Below are 21,252 nucleotides of genomic sequence, written 5' to 3' on the forward strand. Positions count from 1 at the left end.
GACTTGGGGCCGGGCGAGGGGGTGCACGAACGAGGAGGCGCGTGATGCCCAGCAGCAAGACCGGCGGCAAGCGGACCAGTGGGCCAGTCCGGCGCGCCTCCGCGCCCACCAACGGCTCCGGTCCCGACGGAGCCGATGCCACCGAGCTGAAGCGACTCCTGGCATCGATGAAGTCGATGCGGGACGGCAACTTCCGTCGGCGGATGCCGGTCACCGGCGACGGCACGATGGCCGAGCTCTACGAGGTCTACAACGAGATCGCCGAGCGCCAGCAGCACCTCGCCTCCGAGCTGAACCGGGTCCGGCGCGTCGCCGGGCGCGAGGGTCGCTACACCGAGCGGCTGGAGCACGGCCTCGGCGAGGGTGGCTGGGCCAAGTCCATCGACGCCGCCAACGGGTTGGTCTCCGACCTGGTCCGTCCGACCAGTGAGCTGGCGCGCGTGATCGCCGGCGTCTCCGAGGGAGACCTGACCCAGCGCATGAACATCCGCATGGACGACCAGCCGATGCGCGGAGAGCCGTTGCGGCTCGCCCGCAGTGTCAACCGGGTGGTCGACCAGCTCTCCTCCATCGCCGACGAGATCACCCGCGTGACCCGCGAGGTCGGCACCGAGGGCAAGCTCGGCGGGCAGGCCAAGGTGAGCAGCGCCGACGGCAGCTGGCGCGACCTCATCGACGCCGTCAACACCATGTCGTCGCGGCTGACCGACCAGGTCCGCGACATCGCGACAGTCACCACCGCGGTCGCCAACGGCGACCTGTCGCGCACCGTGACGGTGGAGGTCGCGGGCGAGATGGCCCAGCTCAAGGACACCGTCGACCGGATGGTGGACCAGCTCTCGTCGTTCGCCTCCGAGGTCACGCGCGTGGCCCGCGAGGTCGGCACCGAGGGCCGCCTCGGCGGCCAGGCGCACGTCCGCGGCGTGGCCGGCACCTGGAAGGACCTCACCGACTCCGTGAACACCATGGCGTCGAACCTGACCGGCCAGGTGCGCGGCATCTCGTCGGTCGCCCAGGCGGTGGCCCAGGGCGACCTGAGCCGGCAGATCACCGTGACCGCCCGCGGTGAGATCGCCGAGCTCGCCGAGACCCTGAACTCCATGACCGGCACCCTCCAGACCTTCGCCGGCGAGGTCACGCGGGTGGCCCGCGAGGTCGGCACCGAGGGGATCCTGGGTGGCCAGGCCGACGTGCCGGGCGTCTCCGGTACCTGGAAGGACCTCACCGACTCGGTGAACTTCATGGCCAGCAACCTGACCAACCAGGTGCGCAACATCGCCGAGGTCACCACCGCCGTCGCCCGGGGCGACCTCAGCCAGAAGATCACGGTCGACGTGCGCGGTGAGCTCTCCGAGCTCAAGACGACCGTCAACGTCATGGTCGACCAGCTCTCCTCCTTCGCCGACGAGGTCACCCGTGTGGCCCGCGAGGTGGGTGGCGAGGGCCGGCTGGGCGGCCAGGCGGCAGTGCCGGGCGTCTCCGGCACCTGGCGCGACCTCACCGACTCGGTGAACTTCATGGCGGGCACCCTGACCTCGCAGGTGCGCAACATCGCCGAGGTCACCACCGCCGTCGCCGGCGGCGACCTGACCCGCAAGATCACGGTCGAGGCGCGGGGCGAGATCCTGGAGCTCAAGAGCACCATCAACACGATGGTCGACCAGCTCTCCGCCTTCGCCGACGAGGTCACCCGCGTGGCCCGCGAGGTCGGTACCGAAGGACGGCTCGGCGGCCAGGCGGCCGTGCCGGGCGTCGCCGGCACCTGGCGCGACCTCACCGACTCCGTGAACTCGATGGCGAACAACCTGACGGACCAGGTGCGCAGCATCGCCCTGGTGTCCACGGCCGTCGCCCGAGGCGACCTCAGCCAGAAGATCTCGATCGAGGCCCGCGGCGAGGTCGCCGCCCTGGCCGGGACCATCAACGCCATGGTGGACACCCTGCGTGCCTTCGCCGACGAGGTCACCCGCGTGGCCCGCGAGGTGGGCACCGAGGGCATCCTCGGCGGCCAGGCCCACGTCCGCGGCGTGGCCGGCACCTGGAAGGACCTCACCGAGTCGGTGAACTCGATGGCGGGCAACCTGACCAGCCAGGTGCGCAGCATCGCGCTGGTGACGACCGCGGTGGCGAACGGCGACCTGACACAGAAGACGTACGTCGACGCCCGGGGCGAGATCCTCGAGCTCAAGACCACGGTCAACCGGATGGTCGACCAGCTGTCGTCGTTCGCCGACGAGGTCACCCGCGTGGCCCGCGAGGTGGGCACCGAGGGCAAGCTGGGCGGCCAGGCACAGGTCGCCGACGTGTCCGGGACCTGGCGCAAGCTGACGGAGAACGTGAACCAGCTCGCCGGCACCCTGACCACCCAGCTCCGCGCGATCGCCGAGGTGTCGACCGCGGTGACCCAGGGCGACCTGAGCCAGCAGATCAGCGTCCAGGCGCAGGGCGAGGTCGCCGAGCTCAAGGACAACCTGAACCAGATGATCGACAACCTGCGGGAGACCACGCGGGCCAACCAGGACCAGGACTGGCTGAAGACCAACCTGGCCCAGTTCACCGGGCACATGCAGGGAGGTCGAGACCTCCTCGACCTCTCCCGTCTCATCGTCAGCGAGCTGACGCCGCTGGTCGGCGCCAGCCAGGGATCGTTCTTCCTCAGCGACGAGGACGCCCAGGGCGAGGTGTCGCTGCGGCGGATGGCCTCCTACGGCTACCGTCCGCGCAAGGGCGTGCCCAGCGTCTTCGCGCTGGGCGAGGGCCTGGTCGGCCAGGTGGCCCTCGAGCGATCGCCGATCATGCTCAAGGACGTCCCGGGCGACTACATCCGGATCTCCTCGGGGCTGGGCGAGGCCCCGCCGCTGAACATCGTGATCCTGCCGGCGGTCTTCGAGGAGCAGGTGCTCGGCGTCGTCGAGCTCGCGTCGTTCAACCCCTTCAGCCCGGTCCAGATGCAGTTCCTGGAGCAGCTGATGGAGAGCATCGGCGTCTCGCTGAACGCCATCATCGCCAGCTCGCGCACCCAGGAGCTGCTCGTCGAGTCCCAGCGGCTGGCCTCCGAGCTGCAGGAGAAGTCCGGGGAGCTGGAGGCGCAGCAGAAGGAGCTGCAGCAGACCAACGCCGAGCTCGAGGACAAGGCGAGCCTGCTGGCCGCGCAGAACCGGGCGATCGAGATCAAGAACCTCGAGATCGAGGACGCCCGACGTGGCCTCGAGGACCGTGCCGAGCAGCTCGCCCTGTCGTCGAAGTACAAGTCGGAGTTCCTGGCGAACATGTCACACGAGCTGAGGACACCCCTCAACTCGCTGCTCATCCTCGCCAAGCTGCTCGCCGAGAACGCCGAGGGCAACCTCAACTCCCGCCAGGTCGAGTTCTCGCGCACCATCCACACCGCGGGCACCGACCTGCTCCAGCTGATCAACGACATCCTCGACCTGTCCAAGGTCGAGGCCGGCAAGATGGACGTGCACTTCGCCGACGTGGCCCTCTCGGGGATCGTCGAGTACGTCGACGCCACCTTCCGGCCGCTGACCGCGGAGAAGGACCTGCGCTTCTCGGTGTCCATGTCCGACGACGTCGACCGGATCCTCTACTCCGACCAGCACCGTCTGCAGCAGGTGCTGCGCAACCTGTTGTCCAACGCGGTGAAGTTCACCTCCTCCGGTGAGGTGAAGATGGTGATCCAGCGCGCCACGGATCACCAGCACTTCGTCTCCGAGTCGCTGACCAACGCAGACCAGGTGATCGCCTTCTCCGTCTCCGACACCGGTATCGGAATCCCTGCCGAGCAGCTCAAGGTCATCTTCGAGGCGTTCCAGCAGGCGGACGGCACGATCAGCCGCAAGTTCGGCGGCACCGGGCTGGGCCTGTCCATCAGCCGCGCCATCGCCGAGCTCATCGGCGGCGAGATCCACGCCGAGAGCGTGCCCGGGCAGGGCAGCACCTTCACCCTCTACGTGCCCCGGCACGCGAGCTCCGAGGCCTCCCCCCTCAGGCTCTCTGCGCCGACGAGCGAGGTCGTCGAGGGCGAGGTGTCGACCGGCGACGCTCCGGCCGACGAGGTCGACCGCAGCGGGCGGGTCCTCCTGGTCGCGCTCTCCGACGACGACCTGCGGGAGAAGGCGGTTGCCATCGCGCAGGCGAGCGGAGCCCGGGTCGTCGCGAGCTCCAAGCCGGAGACCATCTTGATCTCGGCCAGGCAGCACCGCCCGGACGGGATCCTGGTCGGCCTGGACATGCGGATCGACAGCGGCGAGTCACTGCTGCAGTCGCTGAAGCACAACCACGAGCTCCGACACATCCCGACGGTCGGCGTCCTGACGCCGGGTGCCGTCGAGAGCGCCCACGAGGCGCGGCTGAGCGGGGCCCTCGACGTGGTGGAGGAGCCGGCCTCCTCCGAGCAGATCGAGGTGGCGTTGCAGGACCTCAGCGCCTACCTCGACCGCAGGACCCGCTCACTGCTGGTCGTGACCAGCAACGTCGTCGACGAGACGTCCGCGGTCGTGGCTCTCTTCGGCGCCGTGACCGACGTCGTGCTGCGGGTCAAGACCAGCGTCAACGAGGCGATCGCGGCACTGGAGAACGGGCAGTACGACTGTGTGGTCGTCGACCTGAAGCTCTCCGGGGGCACCGGCTTCGACGTGATCAAGCGGATGCGTGCACGCAAGGCCCTCCGGGAGATCCCGGTGGTGGTCAGCACCGGCGACACCCCGTCCAAGCGTGACCTGACCCGCCTGGGCCAGTACGCGCAGAGGTCCGTGGTCGCCTACCCGTCCTCCATCGAGCAGCTGATCGACCAGATCGCGCTGTTCCTGCACCGCTCCGACGTGGAGCTGCCCGCACCCGAGGCCACCTCCGGTGAGCAGCTGCACCAGGACGACGAGGTCTTCGTCGGCAAGCGCATCCTGATCGTCGACGACGATGTCCGCAACGTCTTCGCGCTGACGAGTGCCCTCGAGCCGCACAACCTCGACGTGGTCTACGCGGGCAGCGGCGAGGAGGGCATCCAGATGCTGCAACAGGACCAGGAGATCGACCTGGTGCTGATGGATGTGATGATGCCCGGCATGGATGGGTACACCGCCATGCGCGAGATCCGGAAGGTTCCGGCGTTCCGCAGCCTGCCCGTCATCGCCCTCACCGCGAAGGCGATGCCCGGCGACCGCGAGAACAGCCTGTCCGCAGGAGCCTCCGACTACGTCACCAAACCGGTCGACATCGACCGGCTGCTCAACCTGCTGCGGCTGTGGCTGTCGTGACCGAGCGCGCCAAGATCCTGCTGGTCGACGACCGGCCAGAGAACCTCCTGGCCCTGGAGGCGATCCTGAGTGCCCTCGACCAGGAGCTGGTCCGCGCCAACTCGGGCGAGGAGGCGCTGCGGGCCCTGCTCAAGGACGAGTTCGCGCTCATCCTGCTCGACGCCCGGATGCCCGGCATGGACGGGTTCGAGACCGCGGCGCGCATCAAGGGGCGCAACCGCACCAAGAACGTGCCGATCATCTTCCTGACGGCCGTCGACACCGACAAGAACAACACCTTTCGTGGTTACGCGGCCGGCGCGGCCGACTACATCGCCAAGCCGTTCGACCCCTGGGTCCTGCGGGCCAAGGTGCAGGTCTTCGTCGACCTCTGGGTGGCGGGTCGTCGCCTCGCCACGCAGGCAGCCTTCCTCCGCCGCCAGATCGGCGGCGGTGGCCAGGAGGCGATCGACGTGCTCGGCGAGCTCCGGGAGCGCGTTGCCGAGGTCGAGGAGGCCGTGGAGGTCCTGGCGATCGGGTTGCAGCCCTCGGCCGACCCCGTCGTCCGGAGCTCCGCAGAGCGCGTCGCGCGCCGCGTCGCGTCCCTGAAGCAGGCACTCGAGGTCCTCGACAGCAATCCCGCCGACGTCACCGCGAGCCACCACGAGTTCACCTGATCTCTCAACCGTCCGACTTGACCAGGCCACTGGCCGCCGGGTAGGAAGACCCGCGGGAGCAAACCGGGGGCATACGAGTTGGAGGGACTCTTGTCTTTGTACTGCCCGTGGGCGACTGATGCCGCAATGACCTGGATCTGGGAGCACGCACGACCTGCCGGTGGACCGCCACCCGAGGTCGGAAGGCGGGTCGGCCAGGACGGATAGCCCAGCCATGAGTGCAGATTCCCTGCAAGGCAGCTGGGACCGGGTGACGAGGCACGGCCACGCCGTGCCGCTGTACTTCTACTCGCACCTGTTCGTGTCCCATCCTGAAGTGCGTCCGATGTTCCCGTTGTCCATGTCGGGCCAGCGCGACAAGTTCGTGAGCGCTCTCGGCCGGATCGTCAGCCATGCCGACCAGCTGGAGAACGACGCTGCGTTCCTGCAGCACCTCGGACGCGACCACCGCAAGTACGCCGTCCTGACCGAGCACTACGACGCGGTCGGGGCCTCGCTGTGCGCGACCCTGAAGCACTTCCTCGGTCACGAGTGGGACGAGGAGCTCGCCGCGGACTGGACGGCGGCCTACCAGGTGATCGCCCGGATCATGGTCGAGGCCGCGGAGATGTCCTCCGAGACGACCCCTGACTGGTGGGACGCGGACGTGGTCTCGGTCGAGCGACGCACGATGGACCTGACGCTGCTGACGATCCGGCCCCGCCGCCCGTTCTCCTTCCTGCCCGGACAGTCGCTGTCCATGGAGATCCCCAACCGTCCGCGGCTGTGGCGCTACTTCAGCCCGGCCAACGCCCCGCGTCCGGACGGCTCGATCGACCTGCAGGTCCAGCAGATCGACGGGGGCCAGGTCAGCACCGCCGTGGTCCGCTCGCTCAAGGTCGGGGACACGGTCAAGCTGGGAGCCCCGGTGGGCGAACGGCTCACGCGACGTACCCACGACCGGAGCGACCTGCTGATGGTCGCGGGCGGGACGGGCCTGGCCCCGCTCCGCGCGATCGTCGAGCAGATCGACCAGGAGTGGCAGCGGCTCAACACCGCCCCCCGGGTGCACCTGCTGCACGGAGTGCGGATGCCCTGGCACCTCTACGACCGGCCGTGGCTGCGCAGCCTGGCCAAGGCCCGCCCCTGGTTCGAGTACACGGAGGTCGTCTCGGACGACCCGTCCTACCCCGGGACGCGGGGGAAGGTCGGCACCGTCGCGGCCAGGCAGGCGCTGTACGGCCGGCGGGCCATGGTGTGCGGCGGCCCGCAGATGGTCGCGCACACGCTGGAGCAGCTGACCGCAGCCGGAATGCCCACCGAGCACATCACCTACGAACACTTCTACTACGCGGCCGCCGAGCAGGGCACCGAGGCCGCACTGACCCCCTCTGGAGACCTCACGTGACCGATCACGACGAACAGCACGCTCGCCACCTGACGCCCGACTCACTGCGGGAGCGGACCTTCCGCCGCCGGATGGTGGGGCTGGACGCGGACGAGGTGTACGCCTACCTCGACCTGCTCGCCGACCAGATCCAGACCTGCGACACCGAGCGGGAGGCGCTCCGCGCGGACAACAGCCGCCTCCAGGCAGAGGTCGAGCGGATGCGTACCGAGCTCGCCGAGCAGGAGCCGATGGAGGACCGGGTCAACGAGCAGGTGGTCCAGCTGTTCAGCCAGGCCCAGCTGGTGGCCGAGGAGATGGTCGAGGACGTCAGCCGCGACGCGCGTGAGCGACTCGGCCAGGCGCGCGCTCACGAGCGCCAGATCGTCGAGAAGGCCCTGGACGCCGCCGGCGAGCAGGTCCGCGAGTACGCCCTCAGCGCGCAGGCGAAGATGCGGTCGGTGATGGAGTCCTTCGCCGACGACGTCGACCGGCTGGGCATCCCGGCGGCCCGCGAGGCCGCTCGGGCGTCCTCCGCACGCGACCCACTCTTCGACGACATGAACGAGTGGCAGGCGAGCGTCCGCAACGGGCGGGGTCCGGGTCACCCCCGCTCGGCCGACTGACGATGCGGACGCTCTGGAAGACCGCTCCCGCTCCCCGCACCGAGGTCGGTGTCGACCCGGCCGCGGCCGAGGAGTTCATCGCGCAGTTCCATGCCGAGAACCCCCAGGCGGGACCGGCGGCACCGCGGATCGCCGCGGTGCGGCGCCACATCGACCTGACCGGCACCTACTGGCACACCCCCGAGGAGCTGGCCTTCGGGGCCCGCGTCGCCTGGCGCAACAACGCGCGGTGCATCGGGCGGTTGTACTGGCGCAGCCTCCAGGTGCGGGACCTGCGAACGGTGGGCGACGCCGCCGGAGTCGCGGGCCACTGCGTCGAGCACCTGCGCGCGGCCCACAACGGCGGGAAGATCCGGCCGGTGATCAGCATCTTCCCGCCTCAGGCGCCGTCGCGCCCCGCGCCCCGGATCTGGAACGAGCAGCTCATCCGGTACGCCGGATACGACCTCCCCGGCGGACAGATCCTGGGCGATCCCCGCAACCGCGACCTCACCCGCGAGGTCATCGACCGCGGGTGGCGGCCGCCGGCGGTGCGGGGAGCCTTCGACGTGCTGCCGCTCGTGGTCGAGACCGCGGACGAGGGGCCACGCATGTTCCTGCTCCCCGACGACGCCGTGCACGAGGTCCCGCTCGAGCACCCCGAACTGCCCTGGTTCGCCGAGCTCGGGCTGAAGTGGCACGCCGTCCCCGTCATCAGCAACAACCGCCTCGACATCGGCGGCGTCTCTTACCCGGCCGCCCCGTTCAACGGGTGGTACATGGGCACGGAGATCGGCGCTCGCAACCTGGCCGACACCGATCGCTACGACCTGGTGCCGACGGTGGCCGAGCGGATGGGGCTGGACACCTCGAGCGACGCGACCCTGTGGCGCGACCGGGTCCTGGTCGAGCTCAACCGCGCCGTGCTGCACTCCTTCCGACGGCACGACACGACCATCACCGACCACCACACCGAGTCCCGTCGCTTCCTCACCCACGTCGAGCGGGAGGAGCAGGCCGGCCGCCGCTGCCCCGCCGACTGGAGCTGGATCGTCCCGCCGATGTCCGGCTCGCAGACGCCGGTCTTCCACCGCTACTACGACGGTGACGAGCTGAAACCCAACTTCTTCGCCGGCTCCACCGAATGCCCCTGGTGACTCACTCGTAGACGAACTTCTGCGGTCCCGGGTAGATCCACGACAATGCGTCCCGGAGCCGGTCCCGCCAGTTCTCCCAGCTGTGGCCGTCGTAGGCCTCGACGTAGCGCACCGACATGCCGGTCGACTCGAAGGTCGGCACCATCGACCGGTTGGGGACGATCAGCGGCTCGAGCACCCCGCAGCTGACGAACACCCGGTCGGCCACGTGGGTCGGCCGCGCGCGGTACTTGTTGACGAACTTGACGACCGGGTCGAAGACCGGGCCGCCGCCGTGGTCGACACCGCCGATGTCGGTGAACACGAACGATCCGGACATCAGGACCAGCGAGCCGTAGGTCTTCGGCGACTTCACGGCCGCGGAGAACGACGCCACCGCGCCGAAGCTCGACCCCAGCAGGCATCGGCCGGACGGCTTCCCCATCAACGGCAGGTCGGCCTCCAGCCGGGGCACCAGCTCGTCGCTGACGAAGCGTGAGTGCGCGGTGGAGTTGGCGTACTCGGTGAGCCGCTCCTCCGGGTGCAGGAAGGCGACGACCGTCTCGGCGACGTCGAGGCGGTGGATGAGGTTGTCGAGCACCGTCTTCGCGGCGGCGTACTGGAGGAAGTCGGGGCCGTCGTGCACCACCAGCAGCGGGTACGTCGTCGTGCGCCGGAACCGTGCCGGCAGGTACAGCGTCACCGGGCAGTCGCGGCCCAGCGCACGGCTGCGGATCGTGGTCTCCACCAGGTCCCCCTGGCGTGCGTCCGCATCGGGCAACGTCCAGTCGGGTGTCTCGTAGCCGTGCGCCGAGCAGACCGACGAGCTCCCGACCGGGCTGTGGGAGAGGTCGGGGTTCAGGGGGTCGTTGATCCGCTCGACGTGGTCGCCGCGCCGGACCTCGATCTGGTAGTCCACCCGCGAGCCCTCGGGGAGCTCCAGCACCAGGTACCAGAGGTCGGTCCCCCAGAGGCGGCGCAGGGGCAGCAGGTCGGCCAGCCCCACGATCCGTTGGGCCAGGTGGACGGCGTCGGCCTCGCCCCGGAACAGGAAGGTGCAGCGCGGGCCCTCCACGATCGGCACCTGGTGCTGCGCCAGGAACTCGTCGACCGCCCCGGCGTCGAGCGGTGTCCGGTCCTTGAGCCGGTTGATGGCCAGGCGTCGGGCCTCGACGCCGGGGGCTGGCTCGGTCACGCCGCCTCGAAGGCGTTGATCCGGCCGTCGCGGTCGACCACGCGGGCCTCGGCGGGGAGCCGTCCGTCGGTGAGCCGGACCCGGACCCCGTCGTCGAGCACGAGGCAGCGGGCGGGCTCGAAGCGGCGGGCCAGCACCGACATGCGCACCGGGTCGTTGACCCGCAGCCGGCGGCGTGCGTCCGGGAGCGGCACGATGTCGTGCAGCAGGCCGATCCCCTCCCCCATCAGCTCGGTCTGCGCGACTCCGTGCGGGACGAAGTCGTGGAACAGCACGACGCGCTCGGTCAGGGCCATCGCCCCGGCGGACCAGGCGACGACGAACCCGGGCAGGTGGGGCTCGACGTGGAACAGGTGCAGGACCCGCACCAGGTCACCGACGTGACCCCCGGCGACGACCACCCCCGCCGCGGACTGCAGGATCTCGCGCACCTGCTCCCGGTGGGCGGCGACCAGGGGCCGGCTCTGGGGCTGCCAGGCGTCGTAGAACTCCAGGTGGGCCTCCCGGACCCGGACGAGGTGCTGCTCGTCGGCCATCCGGACCAGTTCCAGCGCGTCCGCGAGGACGCGGTCCCGGAAGCGTGGCCTGCCCTCCTTGCCCGCGGCGATCTCGTACGTCGCGTCCAGGGCATGGTCCAGCTGTGCCAGGTAGAGCTGTCGTAGCTCGTCCAGGGCCACCCCGTGCTCGCGCTCGGCCCTGGCGTAGTCCTTGTCCTTCTCGAGGACGTCCTGCCACCGGGTGTGGAGCGACAGGTTGACGCCGCGGTCGCCGAGCAGGCCGTTCAGCTCGGCGTCGTCGGGCTCCCGCTCCCGCCAGCCCGCCGTGACCGTCGCGATCCGCGCGTCCGGATCCAGGTCGCGGACCACGTGCTGCACGCTCGGGCGGCGTTGGGACCCGAGCAGGACGACCTCGCGGGTCACGTCGCGTGGACCTGGACGGTCCGTCCGACGTCGTCCAGCATCTGGCGCAGCACGTCGTAGTCGGTGTGACGCATCCGGATGTAGGCGTTGGCCATGTAGCCGGCCTCGGGCGGCTGGGTGGGGGTTCCGGGGTGGGGCAGGTGGGCGTCGAGCACCCACTCGCCGTACTTGCCCTGCACCTCGTCGACACCGGAGTAGCCGGCGATCTGGCCGTCCCGGTCGGGGCGCAACGCGATGATGCCGCTCGCGAACCTCCGCGAGGGGCGGGACGTGACGTCGCCGTGCACGATGGCGTTGGCCCACTCCCGGTAGAGGTCCAGGTCGTTGCCAGCCGAGTAGAGGTCCCACGCCCCGACGCCTGGCGGCCGGCAGCCGATCTCGGAGAACTTCAGCCCCTTCGGCCCGAAGAACCACTCCATGTGGGTGGCGCTGGTGCCGATGCCCAGCGTCCGGGCCACCCGCTGGCCGAGCTCGCGAAGCTCGGCGTACTCCGCAACCGAGTCGAGACGGTTGGTGGAGACGAACTGCGGGGAGATCCAGCGCGTCCGCATCGCCTCCAGCACGTTCGGGTAGTAGTGCGAGACGAAGTCCAGCGGGGCGTGTCCGTCGACCGCCATCGTGTCGTAGAAGCCCTCGTGGCCCTCCACGAACTCCTCGACCGCGATGGAGTCGACGCCCTGCCTGCCGAACATCGCCAACGCCGCCTCCAGCTCCCCGCGGTTGTCGACGCGGGTGGTGTCGAGGGCCCCGGCACCGGTGCGCGGCTTCAGCACGATGGGGTAGCCCACGGCGTTGGCGAACGTCCACACCTCGTCTGCGGTGTGGACCGCGGCCGACGCCGCGGTCGGCACGCCTGCTTCCCGCAGGGCGTCCTTCATCGACGGCTTGTCGCGGCACAGCCAGGCCGTGCGGACCGAGGTGCCGGGGATGGTGCAGTTCTCCCGCACCTGCGCGACCGGGAGCGTGTGCGCCTCGATGGTCGTCTCGATGCGGTCGACCCAGACCTTGCCCTGGATCCAGCGGACGACGTCGGTCATCGCCGCGACGTCGACCACGCTGCTGACCTGGTGGTAGTGCGCCAGCCAGCCCTTCAGCTCCTCGTCGAGGGCCTCCTGGGGAGACTCCCCGACGCCGATGACGGTGGCCCCGACCTGGGCCAGGGCCCGGACGAACTGGCGCTGGTTGTTCGGGAAGGACGGCTCGACGAAGATGACGCGCACGGCCGTCATGCTAGCCCTCCGGTCGCCCTCCCCCGCCAGGGCGTGTCCCCCGACCGGGCCCTGTCCCTGTCCTCATCGCGACCGCGCCGGTAGGGTCCGGCGCATGGTCGCCGCCGCGTTCGTCGCGCCGTACCTGCTCGAGGCCACCGCCCGTTTCGTCACCGCCGCCGCGTCACTGCCCGGCGTGCGGCTGGGCGTGGTCACCAGCTCGGCGCTGGAGGACATCCCGCCCGAGCTGCGCTCCCGCCTCTCGGGGCACTGGCGGGTCGAGAACGCGCTGGATCCACGACAGATCGCCGAGGCCGTCTCCGGGCTGTCCGGCCAGATCGGGCGGGTCGAGCGCCTCGTCGGAGCCCTCGAGCAGCTCCAGGTGCCGCTGGCGCAGGTCCGCGAGGCCTTCGGCATCGAGGGCATGGACGTGCAGACCGCGCACAACGTGCGGGACAAGGCCCAGATGAAGCGGGTCCTGCAGGAGGCCGGCGTGCCCTGTGCCCGCTACTCGCTGGTCAGCAGTGCCGGGGAGGCACGGCACTTCGCCGGCGAGGTCGGCTTCCCGCTCGTCGCCAAGCCCCCGGCCGGAGCCGGATCGCAGGCCACCCACCGCCTCGACGACGGGCACGCGCTGGAGGGCTGGCTGCAGGTGATGCCACCCAGCGGAGAGGCACCCGCCCTGCTCGAGGAGTTCCTCGTCGGCGAGGAGCACACCTTCGACAGCGTGTCGGTGCGCGGCAACACGGTGTGGTCCTCGATCGCCGACTACCACCCGCCGCCGCTCGACGTGCTCCGCAACCCGTGGATCCAGTGGACCGTGCTGCTGCCGCGCGACATCGACGGCCCGGAGTACGCCGGGATCCACTCGATCGGTCCGGCGGCCCTCCGCGCGCTGGGGGTGACCGACGCGCTGACCCACATGGAGTGGTTCCGCCGCCCGGACGGGACGGTGGCGGTGTCGGAGGTCGCAGCCCGACCCCCGGGAGCGCAGCTCACGTCGATGCACGGGTACGTCCACGACTTCGACCTCTACCAGGCGTGGGCAGAGCTGGTGGTGCTCGGCCGATTCGACGTACGCGAGCGGCGCTACGCCGCCGGGACGGCGTACCTGCGTGGCATGGGTCGGGGCCGGGTCCGGGCGGTCCACGGGGTGGAGGCCGTCCAGCGCGAGGTCGGACACCTCGTCGTGGACGCCCGGCTGCCCCGGCCGGGACAGCCGGCCGGCTCGGACTACCTGGGCGAAGGACACGTGACCGTCCGTGACCCTGACACCGAGGTGGTGCGTGACGCGCTACGCCGGATCGTCGGCGGGGTGCGGGTCGAGCTGCTGGAGGGCCTGTGACCAACGTCGTGATGATCTCGCCGGGGTACCCGGCGGAGATGGCCTACTTCACCCGCGCGCTGGCAGCGGTGGGTGCCACCGTGATCGGGGTGGGAGACCAGCCCGCGCACGCCCTCCCGGAAGCGGCGCGCGGGGCCCTGGCCCACTACGAGCACGTCTCCCTCGCCGACGAGGGGGCGGTGCTGACGGCTCTGCGCGGGCTGAGCCGGCACGCCCGGATCGACCAGGTCGAGTGCCTCTGGGAGCCCTACATGCTGCTCGCGGCCCGGCTCCGTGAGGCGTTCGGGCTGCCGGGCATGTCCGTCGCCGCCACCGTGCCGTTCCGCGACAAGGAGCTCATGAAACGGGCGCTCGACAGTGCCGGGATCCGCACCCCGTGGCATGCGAGCGCGACGACCGTGGCCGAGGTGTGGGAGGCAGCCGACAAGATCGGCTACCCGCTGATCGTGAAGCCGATCGCGGGTGCCGGGTCGGCCGACACCTACCGGGTCGACTCCGCCTCCGACCTGGGCGACGTGCTGCCGCACCTTCGTCACGTGCCGGAGGTCAGCGTGGAGGAGTTCGTCGACGGCGAGGAGTTCACCTACGACACGGTCTGCGCCGGCGGCCAGATCCTCTTCGAGCACATCCTGTGGTACCGACCCCGCCCGCTGCAGATGGCACAGCACGAGTGGGTCAGCCCGGTGGCGATCTCCTTGCGCGAGCTGGAGGTTCCGCACCTCCAGGGCGGCCGGCAGATGGGACAGCAGGTGCTCGCGGCCCTCGGGTTCGACACCGGCTTCACCCACATGGAGTGGTACCGCAAGCACGACGGCGAGGTGGTCTTCGGCGAGATCGGAGCCCGGCCACCCGGAGTGCGGGTCGTCGACATGATGAACTTCGCCACCGACGGTGACGTCTACGTCGGCTGGGCGGATGCAGTGGTCCACGGGCGGATGAGTCCCCTCGAGCAGCGGTACAACGTCGGGAGCATCTGCAAGCGAGCCCACGGATCCGGTCGGATCTCGTCGGTGAGCGGGCTGGACCGGCTCCTGGCCGAGTACGGCGACTCGGTGCTTGCCGTCGACCTGCAACCCGTCGGCGCACCGCGCAGGGACTGGAGAGCCTCGACCATCGGTGACGGGATCGTCTTCGTGCGCAACCGTGACCTGCCGCGGGTCATCGAGATGACCGAGCGCTTCGCCTCCGACCTGCAGCTGTACGCCCAATGAGTGAGCCGGGGATCCGCACGGCCGAGATCCGCTCCGCACTCGCCGACGTCCTCCCCGGCATCCGGGCCGACCTCGAGCGACTCGTGCGCATCCCGTCGGTGTCGGCCGACCCGGCGGCACGGCCGCACGTGGAGGCCTCCGCGGCCGAGGTGGCCCGCCAGCTGGTGGACGCAGGGCTCCCCGAGGTCGAGGTGATCGGCGAGGGTGGCGGCCTGCCCGCCGTCGTCGGGCGCAGGCCCGGGCCACCCGGCGCGCCGACCGTGCTGCTCTACGCCCACCACGACGTGCAGCCCGTCGGCGACGAGGGCCAGTGGGCGACCGCGCCCTTCGAGGCCGTCGAGCGGCAGGGGCGGCTCTACGGGCGGGGTGCGGCCGACGACAAGGCAGGGGTGGCGCTGCACTGCGCGGCGCTCCGTGCGCTCGGCGACGAACCCTCCGTGGGCGTCACCGTGCTGATCGACGGCGAGGAGGAGATCGGGTCACCCACCCTGCCGGCGCTCCTGGCACGCCACGGGGAACGCCTCCGGGGCGACGTCCTGGTACTGGCCGACTCCATCAACTGGCGCGTGGGCGTGCCAGCGCTGACCACCTCGCTGCGCGGCGGCGTCAACGTCGTCGTGGAGGTGCGCACCCTGGAGCACGCGGTCCACAACGGTGCCTACGGCGGTCCGGTCCCCGACGCGCTCACGGCCCTGGCCCGGCTGCTGGCCACGCTGCACGACGACCGGGGGGACGTGGCGGTCGCCGGGCTCTCGCGCAGCGACACCGACCCACTGGACCTCACCGATGACCAGCTGCGCACCGACGCCGGAGTGCTCGACGGCGTACACCTGATCGGCACCGGCACGCTGACCTCGCGGCTGTGGACCGGCCCGGCCCTGTCGGTCATCGGCATCGACGCCCCCTCGGTCGACGAGGCCGGAATGGTGCTGGTGCCGTGGGCGCGTGCGCGGATCGCCCTCCGGATCGGCCCCGGGGACGACGCCGCTGCCGCCCGGGACGCGGTCGTCGCGCACCTCCGGGACCACGCTCCGTGGGGCGCGGCGGTGAGTGTGAGCGCCGGCGAGCCGGTCGCGCCCTACTCCGCGGAGACCTCGGGACCCGCCTACGCGGCCGCGCGGGCGGCCTTCGCTGACGCCTGGGGCACTCCCCCGGTCGAGATCGGGGTCGGCGGATCGATCGGGTTCCTCGCACCCTTCGCGGCGGCGTTCCCGGACGCGGAGATCCTGGTCACCGGGATCGAGGACCCCGACACCAGGGCCCATGCACCCAACGAGAGCCTGCACCTGGCCGACTTCGAACGCGCCTGCCTGGCCGAGGCACTGCTGCTCGAGCGACTCGCGAGGCGCTAGTCAGGTGCGCTCCGGGCAGACCTCGTCGAGGTACTGCGGGAGCATCTCCCGCCAGGTGGGCCAGTCGTGCTTCCAGCTGCTGCCCCACGAGTCGACGCGGTTCGGCACACCCTTGCGGCCGAGGACCTCCGCCACGTTCCAGGACTCCCCGATGTCCTCCCACTCCCCCTCTCCGGAGGCGAGGATCACCCGCCGCTGCCGCAGGGTCTCCAGCTGGGGACCTTCGAGCCCGGGCAGGAAGTCGAGCGGCGAGGCGAAGTAGAGGTCGTCACTGAACCGGCCGTCGACGAACCGCTTGAGCTGGTAGGTGCCGCTCATCGCAATCGCCGCGTCGAAGACGTCGGGGTAGCGGCAGAGCACGGCGAGGGCGTTGAACGCCCCGATGGAGGCGCCCGCGGTGACGATCCGCGGTCGGGCCCCACCGAGGTCGGCCTGGATGGCGGGGACGACCTCGTGGCGTACCGCCTGGTGGAACCGGTTGAGCAGGGCCATGCGGTAGCCCGTGGAGCCGATGCCGGCCGCGAGGGCCCGACCGGCCACGCTGTCGCAGGAGTAGAGCTTGACGCGTCCGCTCTCGACCAGCTCGCCGCAGGCGCCGACAAGGTGGTTGCGCTCGATCTCCTCGGCGTCGCCTCCGGCGGTCGGGAACACCAGCACCGGCGTGCCGAAGTGCCCCCACCGGGCCAGGGTGATGTCCTGCTGAAGCCGCTCGGAGAACCACCGCTCGGTTGCCTTCACGTGAACCGCTCCTCCACTGTCGGGGCCTCCGGGATGCATACCACGGGTGACGATCACGGGCCATCTCGACGACCGGCGCACCATCGCTATAGTCGGCTGGAACTCCACGAACGGGAGGTCTCACGGTGGGTGACCATCTGATCGGGCTGCTGCTGGGCGCAGAGAAGGACTGGCCGCGAGCGTTCGAGACGGTTCTGCGGATGGTGGGGCCGATCAAGGAGGGCGGGGACGTCCACACGCTCTCCAGCGAACGCCTGACCATCGAGCCGTTCCGCCTCGACGACCCCGTGCGTACGCCGCTGGTCATCGACCGGCTGGCTCACTGGTACTACCACCCGCGCGAGTGGCTCAAGAAGGCCGCGCTGGTGAACGGCACCTACCTGCTCAACAGCCCGTTCACATTCCAGTCGATGGAGAAGCACAGCGCCTACTGCGCGATGGTCCGGCTCGGGCTGAAGGTCCCGCCGACCACCCTGGTGCCCTACAAGAACCCCGTCGACAACGTGCGGTGGGCCTACACCTCCGAGCAGTACAACCGCCCGTTCGACCTCGACCAGATCGCCGACGAGCTCGGCTACCCGCTCTACATGAAGCCCTTCGACGGGGGTGGCTGGCGCGGCGTCTCGCGGGTCGACGGACCGGAGTCGCTGGTCCGCGCGTACGACGAGTCCGGCGAGATGCTCATGCACCTGCAGGCCACCGTCGACTACGAGCACTTCGCCCGCGCGCTGTCCATCGGCCCCGAGACGATGGTCATGGACTTCCGGCCGGACCAGCCCATGCACAACCGGTACGCCGTGTCGCACGACTTCCTCTCCGAGTCGGCCGGGCGTCAGACAGCCGCCATCAGCCGGATCGTGAACGCGTTCTTCCGCTGGGAGTTCAACTCCGCGGAGATGCTGGTCACCGGGGACGAGGTCTACCCCATCGACTACGCCAACGCCTGCCCCGACGTGGCGATCACCTCGCTGCACTACTACTTCCCCTGGGCGATCACGGCCCTGGTCCGCTGGTCGGCGTACTGCGTGGTCACCGGTCGCCGGTCCGCCGTGGACCTGCAGACCTGGCGATACTTCGAGATCGCCGACGACCCCGACCGCTCCTACGACGAGAAGCTGGATGCCTACCTCGCGCTGGCGGACGAGTACCTCGAGAGCGACAAGTACCGGGAGTGGTGCGAGACCCACCTGCCGCACCTGGAGGAGCAGGTGCACGAGTGGGTGGCCTCCGACGACTTCGACCGTCTGTTGCGCGACACCGTCGCGGCGACCTACCCGCCCCACGAGCACGAGCAGTTCCTCGACCACTTCCGCGGCCTGATCGGCATGTGGGTCACCGACAACGCACGATGACGCCCGCGGAGGTGGCATGGGGCAGGTCCTCGCTCAGCTGATCCCGGTGGCGCTTGCCGCCGCGCTGAGCACCGTGCCGATCACGGCCGCGCTCTTCATCCTGCTCTCGGAGCGACGCGGCACGACCGCCCTCCCCTTCCTCGCCGGATGGGTGATCGGCACGGCGGCGGGCGTCACCCTGTCCGCCCTGGGCGCGCAGTCCCTGCCCGGACGTCCACGCCAGCTCGCCGGCCTGGTCGACAACCTCGAGATCCTCCTCGGCAGCGCCCTGGTCCTGTTCGGCCTGGTCACCCTGGTCCGGCATCGGCACGCCACCGAACGCCGACCGAGCCGGATCGAGGGCATCGGCTCGGTCGGACCTCTGGCCGCGTTCGGCATCGGCCTGGCGCTCAACCTCCGCCCCAAGGCGCTGCTCCTGGTCGCGGCTGCCGGGCTGGCGATCAGTGGCGCCCCGCGGGGCGTCGAGAACACGGTGCTCCTCATCGCCGTCTACACCGCGATCGCCACCTCGACCGTGGTGGCGCCGATGTTGGCGACAGTGCTCTTCCCCGAACGGATGGAGCCGCGGCTCCTCGCGGCCCGTGACTGGATCAGCGCCCACGGTACGGCGGTCACCGGGACGGTGGTGATCCTGGTCGGAGCGGTGGTCCTCGCCGCGGGAGTCAGTGGTTGAGTTCCCGGAAACCACCTTCTCCTCAGTTCGGGGTGCCTACGCTCGAACCGTGAGGACGACGCTGGAGCGCTGGTGGGGACTGGTCGCCCGGCTCGTCGTCGGCGGCGTGTGGATCGCTGCCGGTCAGGCCAAGCTGCCCGACCCGTCCGGTTCGGTCCGCGCCGTGCGGGCCTATGACCTGCTGCCGGAGGGCATCGTCCCCACGGTCGGCCACACCCTGCCGATCCTCGAGCTCGTGGTGGGTGCCTGCCTCGTGCTGGGCCTGCTCACTCGTGCGATGAGCCTGGTCTCCGCCTTGCTGTTCATCGCCTTCGTGGTCGGCATCTCCGCCGCGTGGGCGCGGGGACTGCAGATCGACTGCGGTTGCTTCGGCGGGGGCGGCTTCGATGCCGATGCCACGTCGCAGTACCCCTGGGACATCGCGCGCGACCTGGGGCTGCTCGCCCTGTCGGTCCTTCTGGTGTGGCGACCGCGCACTCCCCTCTCCCTCGACGAGCTCCTGTTCCCCGTCGACATGGAATCACTCGAAGGGCAAGCGACTCCCACATGAGCAAGGACTCCCGCAGCAACCGTGACAAGGCCGCCGCCCTCCGCGCCGCCAGGGCCAGGACCGCACGGAGACGCCGCTGGAGGTTGGCCGGGGTGCTGACGATCGTGCTCGCGGTGACCGTCGGTGGCGCGATCTGGTACGCGGGTCAGGATCCGACCGGTCAGCGGACTGCCTCGAGCGGTGGCGCCCACAGTGGCGTTCCCAGCGGTGCCGACGGGTACGGCGTGGTGATCGGCCAGCCGGACGCACCGACGTCAGCGGTGATCTACGAGGACTTCCAGTGCCCGGTCTGCAAGGCGTTCGAGGACGCCGGCGCACAGCCGATCGACGTCGGCATCGCACGTGGCGAGCTCCGCGTCGAGTACCGGATCGTGTCCTTCCTCGACGCCGCGTCCGCGAACCAGTACTCCTCGCGCGCGGCCAACGCCGCCGCGGCCGTCCTGGACACCGCCGGCGTCGAGGCGTTCAAGGAGTTCCACGACACCCTCTTCGCGAACCAGCCTGCGGAGGGCACCCTCGGCCCGGACAACGGCCAGCTGATCGCCTGGGCTGTCGACTCCGGTGCCGATGCGGCCGCCGTCAGCCAGCTGATCCAGGACGGCACCTTCGACCAGTGGGTGGTGGACGCCACCGACGCGATGAGCAAGGACGGCGTCAACGGGACCCCCACGATCGTGATCGACGGCCGGAAGCTCGGCGCCGGGGCGGGGTTGCAGCGACTGCAGGAAACGGTCAGGTGAGTGTTCGGGCCGGGTGACGGCCATCGCCGGACCAGTCCCCCGGCGCCCGCCCGGCGCGTGCCCGGATCCCGTGCTTGCTGGTCAGGGAGGGACACCCCGGCACCCTGACCCCATCGGACCATGGGTCCATGGCCCCGATTGCTCATTGAACCCTCAATTGAACGGCGAAGAATGGAGGCGTCGGGGGGCATGAGATCCGGAAGGTCCGTCATGCAAGTCACGGCCCTGAGTCTCGGCAGGACATCGACGAAGTCTCATCGCTCGCGCCTGGGAGTGCGGGCACCAGCCGGGGCCGTGCTGGTGGCCGGTCTCGTCGCTTCCGGTGTGGTGCAGCTGCCCACACCCGCCGTCGCCGCGTCGCAGATGCGGGCCCAGGTCACCTCCGTCATCGACGCCGGCACGCGGGTGCCAGCCGTCCCGGCGCCCGTACGCATCGGCCTCGCTCCCCGCCCACGGCTCTTCGTCGGCGACGACACCGTCTTCGAGGGCGACGACGCCCGGTTCGACCTGCGGCTGTCCACGTCGAGCCGCAGGTGGGTCACGGTCCACTTCATCACCCAGGACGGTTCAGCCGAAGGCGGCACCGACTACGAACAGCTCTCCGGCAAGCGAAGCTTCCGCCCGGGCAGCACGCGCGCGACGATCAGCGTGGAGACGTTCGACGACGCGCGCCGGGAGGGTGACCAGACCTTCTTCCTCCGGGTGTTCGGAGCCAGAGGTGCGACCAGGGTCGACTCCTTCGGCCGGGCCACCATCATCGACCGCACCCCGAACAACCCACCCTGTCATCCCAAGTGTCCGCCGCCGTGCCACCCCCACTGCCCGCCGCCGTGCCACCCCCACTGCCCGCCGCCGTGCCACCCCCACTGCCCGCCGCCGTGCCACCCCCACTGCCCGCCGCCGAACCCGCCACAGCCCAATCCGCCGCCTCCACCGCCACCGGAACCTCC

Annotated in this window: 17 protein-coding genes; 13 read left to right on the top strand and 4 right to left on the bottom strand. The window is 70.5% G+C overall.

What is annotated here, in order from left to right:
- Nucleotides 1-44: 44 nt before the first annotated feature.
- From VFN12_RS02120 to VFN12_RS02140, 5 genes are all read left to right on the top strand, one after another.
- Nucleotides 45-5,255: a HAMP domain-containing protein gene (locus VFN12_RS02120; RefSeq protein ID WP_325116898.1), complete on the top strand. Its 5,211-nt coding sequence runs from the start codon at nt 45-47 to the stop codon at nt 5,253-5,255.
- Nucleotides 5,252-5,911: a response regulator gene (locus VFN12_RS02125; RefSeq protein WP_325116899.1), complete on the top strand. Its 660-nt coding sequence runs from the start codon at nt 5,252-5,254 to the stop codon at nt 5,909-5,911. Before VFN12_RS02120 ends, VFN12_RS02125 begins: the two co-directional genes overlap by 4 nt.
- A 214-nt stretch (nt 5,912-6,125) precedes the next feature.
- Nucleotides 6,126-7,298: a globin domain-containing protein gene (locus VFN12_RS02130; RefSeq protein ID WP_325116900.1), complete on the top strand. Its 1,173-nt coding sequence runs from the start codon at nt 6,126-6,128 to the stop codon at nt 7,296-7,298.
- Nucleotides 7,295-7,903, top strand: a complete 609-nt coding sequence (locus tag VFN12_RS02135; protein WP_325116901.1) for a DivIVA domain-containing protein — start codon at nt 7,295-7,297, stop codon at nt 7,901-7,903. Before VFN12_RS02130 ends, VFN12_RS02135 begins: the two co-directional genes overlap by 4 nt.
- Nucleotides 7,904-7,905: 2 nt before the next feature.
- A complete protein-coding gene (locus VFN12_RS02140) occupies nt 7,906-9,039 on the top strand; it encodes a nitric oxide synthase oxygenase (protein ID WP_325116902.1) in 1,134 nt (377 codons plus the stop codon).
- Nucleotide 9,040: 1 nt separating this feature from the next.
- Here VFN12_RS02140 and VFN12_RS02145 read toward each other — a convergent pair whose 3' ends face one another.
- Genes VFN12_RS02145 through VFN12_RS02155 form a run of 3 tightly spaced genes read right to left on the bottom strand, consistent with a single transcriptional unit; the run spans nt 9,041 to nt 12,353 of the window.
- On the bottom strand, nt 9,041-10,213 hold the full coding sequence (locus VFN12_RS02145; protein ID WP_325116903.1) for an alpha/beta hydrolase-fold protein: 1,173 nt from the start codon (nt 10,211-10,213) through the stop codon (nt 9,041-9,043).
- Complete coding sequence (locus VFN12_RS02150; protein WP_325116904.1) at nt 10,210-11,133, bottom strand: hypothetical protein; 924 nt, start codon at nt 11,131-11,133, stop codon at nt 10,210-10,212. The genes VFN12_RS02145 and VFN12_RS02150 overlap by 4 nt, the downstream gene beginning before the upstream one ends.
- Nucleotides 11,130-12,353: an ATPase gene (locus VFN12_RS02155; RefSeq protein WP_325116905.1), complete on the bottom strand. Its 1,224-nt coding sequence runs from the start codon at nt 12,351-12,353 to the stop codon at nt 11,130-11,132. Before VFN12_RS02155 ends, VFN12_RS02150 begins: the two co-directional genes overlap by 4 nt.
- 103 nt (nt 12,354-12,456) lie before the next feature.
- Here VFN12_RS02155 and VFN12_RS02160 point away from each other — a divergent pair, with 103 nt between their 5' ends.
- Genes VFN12_RS02160 through VFN12_RS02170 form a run of 3 tightly spaced genes read left to right on the top strand, consistent with a single transcriptional unit; the run spans nt 12,457 to nt 16,249 of the window.
- Nucleotides 12,457-13,686 carry a hypothetical protein gene (locus tag VFN12_RS02160; RefSeq protein WP_325116906.1) on the top strand — a complete coding sequence of 410 codons (1,230 nt, stop codon included), beginning with the start codon at nt 12,457-12,459 and terminating at the stop codon, nt 13,684-13,686.
- Nucleotides 13,683-14,897, top strand: coding sequence for an ATP-grasp domain-containing protein (locus VFN12_RS02165; protein WP_325116907.1), 1,215 nt, complete (start codon nt 13,683-13,685; stop codon nt 14,895-14,897). Before VFN12_RS02160 ends, VFN12_RS02165 begins: the two co-directional genes overlap by 4 nt.
- Nucleotides 14,894-16,249 carry a M20/M25/M40 family metallo-hydrolase gene (locus VFN12_RS02170; RefSeq protein WP_325116908.1) on the top strand — a complete coding sequence of 452 codons (1,356 nt, stop codon included), beginning with the start codon at nt 14,894-14,896 and terminating at the stop codon, nt 16,247-16,249. The genes VFN12_RS02165 and VFN12_RS02170 overlap by 4 nt, the downstream gene beginning before the upstream one ends.
- On the opposite strand, the gene VFN12_RS02175 is transcribed toward VFN12_RS02170, so the two are convergent.
- Nucleotides 16,250-16,987: an esterase family protein gene (locus tag VFN12_RS02175; protein ID WP_325116909.1), complete on the bottom strand. Its 738-nt coding sequence runs from the start codon at nt 16,985-16,987 to the stop codon at nt 16,250-16,252.
- Between the two features lie 125 nt (nt 16,988-17,112).
- Here VFN12_RS02175 and VFN12_RS02180 point away from each other — a divergent pair, with 125 nt between their 5' ends.
- From VFN12_RS02180 to VFN12_RS02200, 5 genes are all read left to right on the top strand, one after another.
- Nucleotides 17,113-18,339, top strand: a complete 1,227-nt coding sequence (locus VFN12_RS02180) for a hypothetical protein (RefSeq protein ID WP_325116910.1) — start codon at nt 17,113-17,115, stop codon at nt 18,337-18,339.
- Nucleotides 18,340-18,355: 16 nt separating this feature from the next.
- Nucleotides 18,356-19,012, top strand: coding sequence for a GAP family protein (locus VFN12_RS02185; RefSeq protein WP_325116911.1), 657 nt, complete (start codon nt 18,356-18,358; stop codon nt 19,010-19,012).
- A gap of 49 nt (nt 19,013-19,061) precedes the next feature.
- Nucleotides 19,062-19,562: a DoxX family protein gene (locus VFN12_RS02190; RefSeq protein WP_325116912.1), complete on the top strand. Its 501-nt coding sequence runs from the start codon at nt 19,062-19,064 to the stop codon at nt 19,560-19,562.
- A complete protein-coding gene (locus tag VFN12_RS02195) occupies nt 19,559-20,302 on the top strand; it encodes a DsbA family protein (RefSeq protein WP_325116913.1) in 744 nt (247 codons plus the stop codon). The genes VFN12_RS02190 and VFN12_RS02195 overlap by 4 nt, the downstream gene beginning before the upstream one ends.
- 273 nt (nt 20,303-20,575) lie before the next feature.
- The coding region (locus VFN12_RS02200; RefSeq protein ID WP_325116914.1) for a Calx-beta domain-containing protein at nt 20,576-21,252 on the top strand (677 nt) is incomplete at its 3' end.

Origin of the sequence: Nocardioides sp. (assembly GCF_035703625.1) — a bacterium.
Taxonomy (GTDB): Bacteria; Actinomycetota; Actinomycetes; order Propionibacteriales; family Nocardioidaceae; genus Nocardioides.